This window comes from uncultured Stenotrophomonas sp., from assembly GCF_963519125.1.
Taxonomy (GTDB): domain Bacteria; phylum Pseudomonadota; class Gammaproteobacteria; order Xanthomonadales; family Xanthomonadaceae; genus Stenotrophomonas.
The window spans coordinates 171310-184500 of the sequence record NZ_CAUQLJ010000005.1; the positions used below are offsets into that span (position 1 = coordinate 171310).

Sequence of the window (13191 nt, forward strand, 5' to 3'; positions counted from 1 at the left end):
AAGCGCCCGATTATACCGGCCGGAGCCGGTCAGCGCCCGGTACCGCCGTCGGCCTCGCCGTGGCGGGCGAACTGCAGCTGGCCCTGCTCGGCGAAGATGCGTGCCGGCACCGAGCGCAGGCCCATGCCGCGGTTGACCTGTACCACGAAGTGCAGGTGTGGGGCGCTGCTGTAGCCACTGTTGCCGGACAGGCCGATCGGCTGCCCGGCCCCCACCGCCTGGCCGCGACGCACGCGCATGCCGCCGGCCTGCAGATGGCCGTACAGGGCCATGCTGCCGTCGCTGTGCAGCACGCGGATGAAGTTGGCACGGCCACCATCGCGTTCGCGGTCCTGGCCGTTGCCACGGAAGCCATCCTGGATCTGCATCACCGTGCCCTCGCGCGCGGCCAGCACCAGGGTGCCTTCCGGCAGAGCGAAGTCGACCGCATCGCGGTTCTCCTCGTCGTCATGGCTGAATCGTCCCTGTGGCGCCTGGTCCACACGCAGGCGGGCCGCATCGAATGGCAGGCGATAAGCAACATCTTCGGCCTGTGCGGCCGGGTTGCCCGGCACTGACTGCAGGCGCAGATCCAGCGTGCGGCCGTCGATCGGGGCGGGCAGGTGGCCGACCACCAGGCTGCTGTCGCCCTGGATCAGCGATTGGACCGGCAGCCCTTCGACCGGGTGTCCGGGTGCAGCGCGCAGCTCGATCTGCAGCGGTCCGGCCAGGGTGTTGTCGATGCGGGCCTGCCATTGCGTGCCGACCGCTTGCAGGCGCAGCTGGGCCATGGGTGCGGCAGCCTCGGCATCGCCTGCGCGGGCGGCAGAAGCGGGAGGAGGCACCAGTCCCCAGCCCTGGCGCCAGTCGCCGGCGCTGGCCGTCGCACTCGCCAGCAGGGGCAGCAGCAGGCAGGTCAGGGGCAGGCGTGGCATCGGCGGTTCCAGCGAGAGGACCGCCGGGACTGTACCCGATCCTGAACGGGGCGACCGGGACAGCCCTCGCAGAGTGGACCTGAAAATATTCATCGCTTTATCCGCATGAAGGGATTGACAGTGCCGGAAAGGGCTGGCATCGTGGCCTCACCATCGAGACCGGCAGAGGGACAGGCCCTTTGAAGCCGGGGCAGCCCGCGGATGCGAAAGCGTCTGCGTAGGTGCCAAATCCTGCGGGGACCGTGGCGTCCACCGAAAGATGGTTCGAACCATGCACCACACGTGCATCTCGAACGCGGGCCCCGCGAAGGCTCGATGGCCGATTCCCCAACCGGATCCCGCCATGAGCTTCGCCGCCAGTACCGCCGTTCGCCCCGAACCCTTTGTCCCCGTCAGCGTGCCGGTCGAAGACCGTGTGCATGCCGAGCGCGGTGAGTTCGCCGCGGTGCTGTCGATGCGTCATGCCGGCCCCAGCCCGGTGCGCCTGCGCTACGAGTGGGTCGGCCCGGCCAACGCGCCGGTGGTGGTACTGGCCGGCGGCATCTCCGCGCATCGCCATGTGGCCTCCAACGCACAGTTCAGCGAGAAGGGCTGGGCCGAAGAGTTGGTCGGCAGTGGTCGCACGCTGGATCCGCAGCAGCTGCGCGTGCTGGCGTTCGACTTCATCGGCGCCGACGGTGCGTTGGACGTGCCAATCGATACCGCCGACCAGGCCGATGCGCTGGCCCTGCTGCTGGACCATCTCGGTATCCGCACGCTGAAGGCCTTCGTCGGCTATTCGTATGGCGCGCTGGTCGGCCAGCAGTTCGCGATCCGTCATCGTGCCCGCGTGCGCCAGCTGGTGCTGGCCAGCGGTGCGCATCGCCCGCACCCGTATGCCGCCGCCTGGCGCGCGTTGCAGCGCCGCGCGGTCGCGCTCGGCCAGCTGCAGTGCGGTGAAGACCACGGCCTGGCCCTGGCCCGGCAGTTCGCCATGCTCAGCTACCGCACCCCGGAAGAATTCGGCGAGCGCTTCGATGCTGCACCGGAAGTCATCAATGGCCGCGTGCGCGTGGCCGCCGAAGACTATCTCGACGCGGCCGGTGCGCAGTACGTCGCGCGCACGCCGGTGATCGCTTACCTGCGCCTGTCCGAATCAATCGACCTGCACCGCGTCGACCCGACCGCGATCCTGCCGCCGACCGTGGTGGTGGCCGTGGAGGGCGACCGCCTGGTGCCGCTGGCCGACCTCGTCGGCCTGGTCGAAGGTCTGGGCCCGCGCGGCAGCTTGCGCGTGCTGCGCTCGCCCTACGGCCACGACGCCTTCCTCAAAGAAACCGATCGCATCGACGCGATCCTCGCCACCGCCTTCCGCACCTCTGGAGAGTCCGCATGAGCCTGCACGCCAACGAGCCGTCCTGTAGTCGCACCACCGCCGCCGTCCGTGCCGGCATCGATCGCGATACCGCCCATGGCGCGGTCACCCCGCCGATCGTGCTGTCGTCGAACTTCAGCTTTGAAGGCTTCGGCAACAAGCGCCAGTACGACTACACGCGCAGTGGCAACCCCACCCGCGACCTGCTCGGCGAAGCGCTGGCCGAACTGGAAGGGGGCGCCGGCGGCGTCATCACCTCCACCGGCATGGGCGCGATCAACCTGGTGCTCAATGCGCTGCTGCAGCCGGGCGATACCCTGGTGGTGCCGCACGACGCCTACGGCGGCAGCTGGCGGCTGTTCAACGCGCTGGCAAAGAAGGGTCATTTCAACCTGGTCACTGCCGACCTGACCGATCCGCGTTCGCTGGCCGATGCGCTCGCGCAGTCGCCGACCCTGGTGCTGGTGGAGACGCCGTCCAACCCGCTGCTGCGCATCACCGACCTGCGCTTCGTCATCGACGCCGCGCACCGAGCAGGTGCCAAAGTGGTGGTCGATAACACCTTCCTTTCCCCGGCGCTGCAGCAGCCGATCGCGTTCGGTGCGGACGTGGTGCTGCATTCCACCACCAAGTACATCAACGGCCACAGCGACGTGGTCGGCGGTGCGGTGATCGCCCGTGACCCGGCGCTGCACGAACAGCTGGTGTGGTGGGCCAATGCGCTCGGCCTGACCGGCTCGCCGTTCGATGCGTTCCTGACGCTGCGCGGCCTGCGCACGTTGGGCGCACGGCTGCGCGCACACCAGGAAAACACCGCCGACATCGTGCAGCTGCTGGCGGCCAGCGACGCCGTGGCGCAGGTCTACTACCCGGGCCTGGCCGATCACCCGGGCCATGCGATCGCGGCGCGCCAGCAGAGCGGTTTCGGCGCCATGTTGTCCTTCGAACTGGCCTCGTGCCCGGGCGACGACCCGCACGCAGCGGTGCGCGCCTTCGTCGATGGCCTGCGTTGCTTCACCCTGGCAGAGTCGCTGGGCGGGGTGGAAAGCCTGGTCGCGCACCCGGCTACCATGACCCATGCGGCGATGACCGCCGAGGCCCGCGCGCATGCCGGCATCAGCGAAGGCCTGCTGCGTTTGTCGGTGGGCATTGAAGCATCCGAAGACCTGGTGGCCGACCTGCAGGCCGGGCTGGAACGTGCCCAGGCGGTGATCGACCGCCAGGTGCAGCTGGCCGAACGCAAACGGGTGGATGCATGAGCGCGGTACTGCCGTTCGCGCGGCCGGCAGCGCGTCGGCTGGCGTTGCTCGGAACCGGAACCGTGGGTACCGCGTTCGTGCAGCGCTACCAGTCGCTGCAGTCGCGCGGCATCGACCTGCCGCAGTTCTCCTGGCTGGCCAACTCACGCACCGCACGCGCCTGCGAACAGCAGCCGGCGCAGGCCCTGCAGCACGCCAACGACGCGGCACGCAACGTGCCGGTGCTGCAGCCCTGGGCGGAAGCCGAAGGCCTGCAGCGCGGCGATGTAGTGGTCGACGCCACCGCCAGTGACGACGTCGCCAACTGGCACGAACAGTGGCTGGCGCGTGGCGTGCACGTGGTCACCGCCAACAAGCTGGGGCAGGGCGCACAGCTGGCCCGCGCCCAGGCGATCACCGACAGCGGCCAGGACGGCGGCGCGCACTACGGCGACAGCGCCACCGTGGGCGCCGGCCTGCCGCTGCTGAGCAGCCTGCGCGGGCTGGTCGCCGGCGGCGACCGCATCCACCGGGTCGAAGGCGTGCTGTCCGGATCGCTGGCGTGGCTGTTCCACCATTACGACGGCCAGCGTCCGTTCTCGGCATGGGTCGCCGACGCGGCTGCAGCCGGTTACACCGAACCGGACCCGCGCGTGGACTTGTCCGGCGAAGACGTACGCCGCAAGCTGCTGATCCTGGCCCGCGCCAGCGGCATCGCGCTGCGCGCCGAGCAGGTGCAGGTCACCTCGCTGGTGCCTGCCGCACTGGCCGCATTGCCGACGGCGGCTGCGATCCAGCAGCTGGCGCTGCTCGATGCGCCGCTGCATGCGCAATGGCAACAGGCGCGCGACGCGGGCGGCTGCCTGCGTTTCATCGGCGGCTTCGATGCCGAGGGCGCCACGGTCGGCCTGCGCATCATCCCGCGCGACCACCCCTTGGCGGGAGGTGCCCAGACCGACAACCGCGTCGCCATCCACAGCGACCGTTACAACGCCCAGCCGTTGTTGATCCAGGGACCAGGCGCGGGCGCAGAGATCACCGCAGCCGCGTTGCTGGACGATGTGCTGACCATCACCCGCGCCCGGTAGAGCCACGCCCTGCGTTGCTCTACCTTTCCAACGCCTTCAACAACGCCGCATTGAACCGCTTCGGATCCTGCACCTGCGGCGAATGCCCCAGTTCGTCGAAGGTCACCAGCGTTGCACCGGGAATCGCGGCCGCGGCGGCCCTGCCCAGCGCGGGGTAATCGCCCAGCGTCGCCTTCAAGGCCGGCGGCGCCAGGTCGCGTCCGATCGCGGTGCGATCCTTCTGCCCGATGAACAGGGTCGTCGGAACACGCAGGTCCGGCAGTTCGTACACCACCGGCTGGTTGAACACCATGTCCGAGGTCAGCGCCTGGCTCCACGCTACCGCCTGTTTCCCCGCACCGGCATACATCCCGGCCTGCATGCGTGCCCAATGCTCGTACTCTGGCGTCCAGTCGCCGCCGTAGTAGACGTCCAGCTGGTACTTTTTGATGCTGTCGAAGCTGGTCTTCAGCTCGTTGGCATACCAGGCATCCACGCTGCGCCACGGCACGCCCTTGGCCTTCCAGTCTTCCAGTCCGATCGGATTGACCAGCGCCAGCGTGCGCAGCTGCTGCGGATACATCAGCGCGAATCGTGCAGCCAGCATGCCGCCCATCGAGTGGCCGACCAGGTTCACCTGGGTGCTGTCGAGTTTCAGATGGGCCAGCAGTGCTTCGGTGTTGGCCGCCAGCTGCCCGAACGAGTACTGGTAGCGCTCCGGCTTGCTGGACTTGCAGAAGCCGATCTGGTCCAGCGCGATCACCCGGTAACCGGCCGCGCTGAGCGCCTTGATCGCCTCGCGCCAGGTACCGGCGCAGAAGTTCTTGCCATGCAGCAGCACCACGGTGCCGGCCATCGCGGGGCCCGTGGGCGCCACGTCCAGATAGGCCATTTCCAGCGGCTGGCGCTGCGATTCGAAGCTGAAGGTCTTGACCGGCCAGCCGTAATCGAACCCGTGCAGGCGTTCGTCGTAGGTCTCGGCAGCGAACGAGGTCAGGGGCAAGCAGGCAAGCAGGGCGGCGGCCAGGATGCGCATGGCGGTCTCCAGTGGGGGAACCCCGAGGATAACCCCCCCTGCGTGTGGGTGCCGGGCAGGGCCCGGCACTACCTCAGCATTCGATGACGTTGACGGCCAGGCCGCCGCGGCTGGTTTCCTTGTACTTGTCCTGCATGTCCCGGCCGGTGTCGCGCATGGTCTTGATGACCTTGTCCAGCGAGACCTTGTGCTTGCCGTCGCCGCGCATCGCCATGCGCGACGCGTTGATTGCCTTCACCGCACCCATCGCATTGCGTTCGATGCATGGAATCTGCACCAGCCCACCGATCGGGTCGCAGGTCAGGCCCAGGTTGTGTTCCATGCCGATCTCGGCTGCATTCTCGATCTGGCTGGGATTGCCGCCCAACGCAGCGACCAGCCCGCCTGCGGCCATCGAACAGGCCACGCCCACTTCACCCTGGCAACCCACTTCCGCGCCCGAAATCGAGGCGTTTTCCTTGTACAGGATGCCGATCGCCGCCGACGTCAGCAGGAAATCGAACACGCGCTGTTCGTTCGCGCCCGGGCAGAACCGGTCGAAGTAATGCAGCACCGCCGGCAACACCCCGGCCGCCCCGTTGGTCGGCGCGGTCACCACGCGACCCCCGGCCGCGTTTTCCTCGTTCACCGCCAACGCGTACAGATTCACCCAGTCCAGCGTGGTCAGCGGGTCGCGCATCGCCGCTTCCGGCTTGGACGACAGCTCCCGGTACAGCGCCGGCGCACGGCGCGACACGTGCAGCCCGCCCGGCAGCGTGCCTTCCTGGCGGATGCCACGGGTCACGCAGGCCTGCATGGCATCCCAGATCTCGCGCAGCTGCTCGCGGATCTCGTCTTCGCTGCGCCAGCACTTCTCGTTTTCGAACATCAACTGGGCGATGCTCAGCCCGCTGCGCGCAGTCTGCGCCAGCAGCTCATCGCCGCTCTTGAACGGGTAGGGCAGCGGCGTTTCATCCGGCACGATGCGGTCGTCGGCAGCATCGTCCTGGTTGACCACGAAGCCACCGCCCACCGAGTAATAGTCGCGCGTGGCGATCACCTGCTCCTGCGCGTCGTAGGCAGTGAAGCGCATGCCATTGGTGTGGTACGGCAACTTCTGGCGCTTGTTCAGGCCCAGGTCGCGCTTCTCGTCGAAGGCGATTTCATGGGTGCCCATCAGCCGGATCCGCTTGGTGCTGCGAATGCGCTCCAGCGTGTCGGGAATGATGTCCGGATCGATCAGGTTCGGGCGCTGGCCTTCCAGGCCGAGCAGCACCGCTTTGTCAGTGCCATGGCCGCGTCCGGTCAGGGCCAGCGAACCATACACATCGGCACGGATGCGTACCACGTCCTGCAGGCAGCCCGGATCCAGCAGCCAGCGGTGCACGAAGCGTTCAGCCGCCTTCATCGGTCCCACGGTGTGCGAGGAGCTCGGGCCAATGCCGATCTTGAAAACGTCGAACGTGCTGACAGCCATGATTGCCAAACTGCGGGTATCGGATGGAGCGCTATTCTATGCTGTCCCCGCCGCCCGCCCTGGCTGCGGCGCAGCATTTTCCGACGATCCGGAGCCGAATGTTCATTCTTTACCAGCGCGACGACTGCCACCTCTGCGACCAGGCCCTGGCCGTACTGGCCCAGGCCCGGGTCAGGGGGCTGGAGAGTGTGTTCATTGATGAAAATGTGGACCTTGAAGACCGCTACGGAATCCGGGTTCCGGTCCTGCAGGACGCCCAGGGCCGCGAACTGGACTGGCCATTCGATGAGGCCCGCCTCACAGCCTGGTTGGCGCTCGGGCCGCATCCCGACCAACCATCGGGGGCGGCCGGCGGGTAGCCCCCGGAGGGACGCTAGAAAACATGGATGTTTTCTAGCAGCCCCCATGGACGGGTTCACGGCGTGTCCCGGAGCGGGGCTGCCCGACGGCCGCCCCAGCACGTAGCAACTGAAACGCTGCTCTTACCGGAAAATCACTTCGCCTGGAACTTGACCACAGTACTGATCGCAGTTTCGTTCGGAATGCTCTTGGTGTCCTTCCAGTCACCTTCGCCCACACCGAAGTCAAGCCGCTTGACCGTAGCCTTGCCGGTCAGCACCGGATTCGCACCAGGCTTCCAGTCGAACGTGAGCGTGACCGGCTTGCTCACCCCGCGCAGCTCCAGCGTGCCCTTGGCTTCGTACTTGCCCTCGGCAACCTTGGTGAAGCCCTTGGCGGTGTAGCGCGCAGTGGCGAACTTGCCCACATTGAAGAATTCCGCCCCCTGCAGGGTGGAATCGCGGTCCGAGTTGCCGCTCGTCGCGCCGGCCAGCGGAATGGTCACGTCCAGCGTGCCTGCGGCGGGATTGGCCGGATCGAAACTCAGCTTGGTCGAAAAGCCCGGGAACTTGCCCGTGAACACTTCGCCGTCGTACTTGGTGGCGAAGGCTAGATGCGAACCGGCGCCCGGCGCCTGCACATAGTCGGCGGCCAGCACCGGCGCAGTGGCCATGAGGCCGGCCAGCGCAGCGGCCACGGCGGCCGGAGAGGTGAGCTTGATGTTCATCGTCAATCCTTCTGGGGGGAGGTGAGCCAGCCCTGCGGCAGCATGCGCGCCAGCGTGGCATCGCGTTGGAACAGATGGTGGTACAGCGCCGCGCCCGCGTGGGCGACCACGACCGCGATCAGCAGCCAGAAGCCCCACTCATGGATCGCATGCGAAACATCGGCAGCGCCCGGATTCGGCGCCACCAGCTTGGGCATCTCGACCAGCCCGAACCAGCGGAACGGGCGCAGCCCGCTCGCCGAATCGTAGATCCAGCCCGACAGCGGCAGCGCGAACATCAACACGTACAGCAGCCAATGGGTGGCCGACGCGATCCGCTCCTGCCAGCGGGGCGTGCCCGGCACCGGTTCCGGCGCACCCGCATACACGCGCCAGCCCAGCCGCAGCGCCACGAGCGCCAGCACCGTGATGCCCAGCGACTTGTGCGCCGTGTACACCCAGAAATACTTCGGCGTGCGCGGCAGCTCGCCCATGGTCAGGCCGACGATGCCCAGCAGCAGGATCAACAGCGCGATCAGCCAGTGCAGGCCCTGGCTGACGTTGCCCCAGCGATCAGGGGTGTTTCGAGTGGTCATGGCGAGCGCGTCCCGGCTGGCGAAGATGAAGTGTCGGAGTCGTCGGTCGGCGTTGTAGTTCCCGGATCGTCGACGGACGGTGTGTCCTGCGGATCGGCGGCCGAACGATCGCGCACCGCCTCGGCCTCGATCCGCAGCTGCACCTCGTCGCCGATCATCGACGGCCACGCGTCGACGCCAAACGCACTGCGGCTGAGCGTGGTCGTGGCCGAGAAGCCGGCGGTACGGCGGAACGGCGGCATCGGGTGGCGCTTGACCGCATTGAGCGTCACATCCAGCGTGACCTCGCGGGTCACCCCATGCAGGGTCAGGTCACCGATCACCTTGGCATGCGTAGGGTCGACCGGTTCGATCCGGGTGGAAACAAAACGCGCGTCGGGGAATCGTTCGGCGTCGAGCAGATTGCGCGCCAGCGCGGCCTGGTTCCACTTGTCGTCGCCCAGATCCAGGCGTTGCATGGGTACGCTGACCGACAGCGTCGCAGTGGCCCAGTCGTCCGCGTCGAAGGAAAGCGTTCCCTCGCTGCCCGAAACCGTGCCCAACGCGTTCGAAAAGCCCGCGTGCTCGATCGCGAACAGTACGCGCGTATGCACGGGATCCAAGCGGTAGGTCTGCGGCGCTGCAGCAGCCACCAGTGGGGCCAGGCACAGCAGAGGGGCAAGGGTCAGGCGACGGATCACGGCCGGCTCCATTCAGGGCTGGGCCGATCATACGCGCTGCCCCGTGATGCCCGGCAGCTCCATGGCTGCAACAGATCGTGGCACGCCCAGGCGCGCAGCCCGGCCTGCTGTGTGACAATCGTCGCCAACAGGGAGAACTCGATGGCGTTGAGCGCGCGCGGTTGGCGGGCAGGCATCGTGCTGGTGGTACTGGCCGTATGCGCCGTGCCGTCGGCGTTGTGGGCCGCAGGGACATCGGCAGAGACACCGCGCATGCGCCGCTTCGGTGCCGCCGAAGGCATGCCCTCGCGCATGGTGCTGGCGTTGGCCCAGGACCGCCAGGGTTACATCTGGGCCGCCACCGACGATGGCCTGGCGCGGGTCGACGGTGTCGGCCTGCGGGTGTGGCGCAACGAGCCGGACGACCCCGGTTCGCTGCCCAGCAATGAAATCGAAACGTTGCTGGTCGATCCCCTGGACCGGGTCTGGGTCGGCAGCAATGGCGGCGGCCTGAGCATGCTGGGGCCCGATCGCAAACACTTCCAGCAGTTCCCGGACATCAGCGTGCGCTGCGATGGACAGTTCTGGTCGCTGGCCTATGCTGGCAAGGCGCTGTGGATCGGCACCAACTCGCATGGCATCTGTCGCCGCGACGAAGACGGAAGCCTGGTGCGGTTCCGCGCCGACCCGGCCGATCCGGGCAGCCTGCCCAGCGACACCATTTACAGCATGCTGTCCGATCAACAGGGCCGGGTCTGGGTCGGGACCGGTAGTGGCGTCGCGCGCTGGGACGGCACCACGTTCACCCGCATCGCGCCAGCCGTTCTGGGCGACAAGAACGTATTCCGCCTGACCCGTGACCGCGATGGCACCGTGTGGGCCGGCACCCAGGAAGGGTTGTTCCGCATCGGCAGCGACGACAGCGCGCGCCCGGCACCCTGGACGCCCAGTGCCGACGTGCGTGCCGCGTCGGTCGTGCACGACCGCAATGGCGGCTACTGGCTGGGCACCGCCGACGGCCTGTACCGCGGCGACGAGCGCAGCGTGCGACTGCTGGCCGGCGATGCCGGCAGCGGCTTCCTTACCGAACGCAGCGGCGTGCTGGACATGCTGCAGGACCACGAAGGCGGATTGTGGTTCGCCATGCTGACCCAGGGGCTGGCTTACCTTCCGCCAGACTGGAAGCGCTTCTCCACCTGGTACCAGCTCGACGGCAAGCCACTGGACAGCGCGTACCTGCTCAGTGCCGCCGCCGCCGGCAACGACTACTACATTGCCGGCGCGCACGGCGTGTACCTGCTCGACGCGGGCGGACAACTGCGCCAGATCGCAACGGAGAAGCAGCTCGGCGTCGGCGCGGTGCGCTCGGTGCTGCCACGTGCGGACGGCGCCCTGTGGGTCGGCCGCGCTGGACGGTTGGGGCTGTACCAACCGCGCAGTGGCCAGCTGCGCGAGTGGAAGATCGGCAGCGGTACCGACGTGCGCCAGCGCATCGAACTGATCCGGCAGGCCCCCGACGGCGAGGTATGGCTGTCGATCACCAACCTCGGCGTGCAGCGCCGCGCCAGCGACGGCACGCTGCTCGACGAGATCCGCGTCGACGCCGACCGCGGCCTGGCCGACGTGCCGGTGGAACAGATGCTGTTCGATCCGCGCGGCCAGCTGTGGGTCATGGGCGACCTGGGCGAAAAGGGGGAGATGGGGCTGCTGCGCTGGCAGGACGATCGCTTCCAGCCGGTGCCGGGCATCGCCCCGGGCAACCTCTACGACATGGTCTGGATCAGCCCCGAAGAAGCCTGGCTTGCCCGCAAGGGCAGCCTGGAGCGTTATCGCTGGGATGGCCTGTCGATGACCCTGCGCGAGCGCGTCGGTGCCGCACAGGGCATGCCACCGGTGTCGATCGGCGGGCTGGCGATGGGCGCGGACGGACAGGTCTGGGCGACCACCCCGCGCGGCCTGGTCAGCTGGCATCCGCGCGAGCATCGGCTGCGCGTGTATGGCGAGCGCGACGGGCTGCCGGACGTGGAATTCAGCGGGCGCCCGCCGGTCAGTGGCGCCGACGGCCGCGTGCTGGCAGTAACGGCCACAGGGCTGGTGGCGTTCGACCCGAACGCGCCGGACACGCCCCTGCCGCCCTCGCAGCTGGTCATCGACAACATCCAGGTGCGCCGCGATGACGCCGAGGGCCAACAGTCGCTGCCGGTCAACGCGCCCCTGCTGCTCGGTCCCGACGACCGCGACCTGATCGTCTCCGCGCGGCTGCTGTCCTATGCCAGCCCGATGGGCAACCGATACCGCTACCGCGTATCCGGGTACGACCAGAACTGGGTGATGCAGAACGCAGACGGCGAACGCCTGTTGTCGCGTTTGCCGTCCGGCGAGTACGCCATCGACGTGCAGGCGGCCACGCCGCATGGCGAATGGACGCCTTCGCGCACCATCAGTGTGCGCGTGCAGCCGCCGTGGTGGCGCAGCAGCTGGGCGATCCTGGGCTACGTCATGCTGGGGCTGCTGCTGGTGGCGGCCGTGGCCGCCTTTGCCCGCGCGCGCCTGCGTCGACGCCAGCAGTGGCAGCTGACCGTGCACAAACAGCACATCGCGGAACAGGCTTCGCAGGCGAAGAGCCGCTTCCTGGCTACGCTGGGCCACGAAGTCCGGACCCCGATGACCGGCGTGCTGGGGATGAGCGAGCTGCTGCTGGCCACGCCACTGGACGACCTGCAGCGCGGTTACGCCGCTTCCATCCAGCATGCCGGCGCCCACCTGCTGCGCCTGGTCAACGATGCGCTGGACCTGGCCCGCATCGAAGCCGGCCGGCTGGAGCTGGATATCCGGCCGTTCGACCTGGTCTCGATGCTGGCCCAGGTCGACGCGCTCATGGAGCCGATGGCGCACCACCGGGGTCTGGCCTATGAACGCAGCTTCACGCTGCCGGGGCCGGTCCAGGTCAGTGGCGACGAGATGCGCGTCCGCCAGATCCTGATGAATCTGCTGGGCAATGCGATCAAGTTCACCGAGCACGGCCATGTCGGGCTGGGTATCGAGCTGGTCGAAAACGGCAATGGCGTTGTCTTCGAGGTCTCCGACACCGGCCCGGGCATCAATCGCGACCAGCAGGAACGCTTGTTCCATCGTTTTGAACAGGCCGACGGCCCGCGTACCGCCTCGCGCTACGGTGGCAGTGGCCTGGGCCTTGCGATCTGCCAGGAGCTGGCCGTGGCGATGGGCGGCCGGATCGAGATCGACAGCCAACCCGGGCAGGGCGCGCGGTTCACGGTGCACCTGCCGCTGCCCTGGTGGCAGCGTTCTGGCGCGGGTTCGCCCGCCGTACCCGATGGAAGCCCCGTCGCGCTGCCACCGCTGCGGATCCTGCTGGTCGAAGACGACGCCACCGTGGCTGAGGTGATCGCCGGACTGCTGCGCACGCGCGGCCATGCGGTCGTGCATGCGCTGCATGGCCTGGCCGCGTTGTCGGAAGTGGCCGCCGGGCGTTTCGATATAGGGCTGCTCGATCTCGACCTGCCGGCGCTGGATGGCATTGCCATTGCGGGGCAGTTGCGGGCGATGGGCTACGCGCTGCCGTTGATCGCCGTGACCGCGCGCTCGGATGCATACGCCGAACAACAGGTATTGGCGGCTGGCTTCGACGGCTTCCTGCGCAAGCCGGTGACCGGCGATCTGCTGATTTCGGCCATCGCCCAGGCCTGCGCGAAGCGTCGCGGAACGGCGGATGCGGCGATCTCGCCATAGGCTGCGCAACTTGAAAACGCAAAATCAATAAAAAACTTGATTCGTCCGTCTGTGACGCCGTTACAGGTCCGGCGCT

Annotated in this window: 10 protein-coding genes, 1 pseudogene and 1 riboswitch; of the genes and pseudogenes, 5 read left to right on the top strand and 6 right to left on the bottom strand. The window is 68.0% G+C overall.

Annotated features, from left to right (window positions below):
• Nucleotides 1-29: 29 nt before the first annotated feature.
• Nucleotides 30-914, bottom strand: coding sequence for a M23 family metallopeptidase (locus RYM47_RS06200; protein WP_315386668.1), 885 nt, complete (start codon nucleotides 912-914; stop codon nucleotides 30-32).
• A 147-nt stretch (nucleotides 915-1061) separates the two neighbouring features.
• A riboswitch (SAM riboswitch) is annotated at nucleotides 1062-1180 on the top strand.
• Between the two features lie 77 nt (nucleotides 1181-1257).
• Here RYM47_RS06200 and RYM47_RS06205 point away from each other — a divergent pair.
• From RYM47_RS06205 to RYM47_RS06215, 3 genes are read left to right on the top strand one after another with little or no spacing between them, the layout of a single operon-like run.
• The gene (locus tag RYM47_RS06205) at nucleotides 1258-2289 is read left to right on the top strand and encodes a homoserine O-succinyltransferase (RefSeq protein WP_197579761.1); all 1032 of its coding nucleotides are present in this window, start codon (nucleotides 1258-1260) and stop codon (nucleotides 2287-2289) included.
• Nucleotides 2286-3527, top strand: a complete 1242-nt coding sequence (locus RYM47_RS06210) for an O-succinylhomoserine (thiol)-lyase (RefSeq protein WP_315386669.1) — start codon at nucleotides 2286-2288, stop codon at nucleotides 3525-3527. Before RYM47_RS06205 ends, RYM47_RS06210 begins: the two co-directional genes overlap by 4 nt.
• Nucleotides 3524-4594, top strand: coding sequence for a homoserine dehydrogenase (locus tag RYM47_RS06215; RefSeq protein WP_315386670.1), 1071 nt, complete (start codon nucleotides 3524-3526; stop codon nucleotides 4592-4594). The genes RYM47_RS06210 and RYM47_RS06215 overlap by 4 nt, the downstream gene beginning before the upstream one ends.
• Before the next feature lie 19 nt (nucleotides 4595-4613).
• Here the strand turns inward: RYM47_RS06215 and RYM47_RS06220 are convergent, their stop codons facing one another.
• Together RYM47_RS06220 and RYM47_RS06225 are read right to left on the bottom strand one after the other, a co-directional pair.
• On the bottom strand, nucleotides 4614-5609 hold the full coding sequence (locus tag RYM47_RS06220; RefSeq protein WP_315386671.1) for an alpha/beta hydrolase: 996 nt from the start codon (nucleotides 5607-5609) through the stop codon (nucleotides 4614-4616).
• 73 nt (nucleotides 5610-5682) lie between these two features.
• Entirely contained in the window at nucleotides 5683-7065 is a 1383-nt protein-coding gene (locus RYM47_RS06225) for an L-serine ammonia-lyase (RefSeq protein WP_315386672.1), read from the bottom strand.
• A 98-nt stretch (nucleotides 7066-7163) separates the two neighbouring features.
• On the opposite strand from RYM47_RS06225, the gene RYM47_RS06230 reads away from it, so the two are divergent.
• Nucleotides 7164-7424 (top strand): glutaredoxin family protein, encoded by a 261-nt coding sequence (locus tag RYM47_RS06230; protein ID WP_315386706.1) that lies wholly within the window; start codon nucleotides 7164-7166, stop codon nucleotides 7422-7424.
• A 134-nt stretch (nucleotides 7425-7558) separates the two neighbouring features.
• On the opposite strand, the gene RYM47_RS06235 is transcribed toward RYM47_RS06230, so the two are convergent.
• From RYM47_RS06235 to RYM47_RS06245, 3 genes and pseudogenes are all read right to left on the bottom strand, one after another.
• Nucleotides 7559-8131: a YceI family protein gene (locus RYM47_RS06235; RefSeq protein ID WP_315386673.1), complete on the bottom strand. Its 573-nt coding sequence runs from the start codon at nucleotides 8129-8131 to the stop codon at nucleotides 7559-7561.
• A gap of 2 nt (nucleotides 8132-8133) precedes the next feature.
• Nucleotides 8134-8706 (bottom strand): cytochrome b, encoded by a 573-nt coding sequence (locus RYM47_RS06240; RefSeq protein WP_315386674.1) that lies wholly within the window; start codon nucleotides 8704-8706, stop codon nucleotides 8134-8136.
• A gap of 107 nt (nucleotides 8707-8813) precedes the next feature.
• A pseudogene (locus RYM47_RS06245) lies at nucleotides 8814-9398 on the bottom strand (YceI family protein); the annotation flags it as partial.
• 129 nt (nucleotides 9399-9527) lie between these two features.
• Between RYM47_RS06245 and RYM47_RS06250 the strand changes: the two are divergent.
• Complete coding sequence (locus tag RYM47_RS06250; RefSeq protein ID WP_315386707.1) at nucleotides 9528-13115, top strand: ATP-binding protein; 3588 nt, start codon at nucleotides 9528-9530, stop codon at nucleotides 13113-13115.
• Nucleotides 13116-13191: the final 76 nt, after the last annotated feature.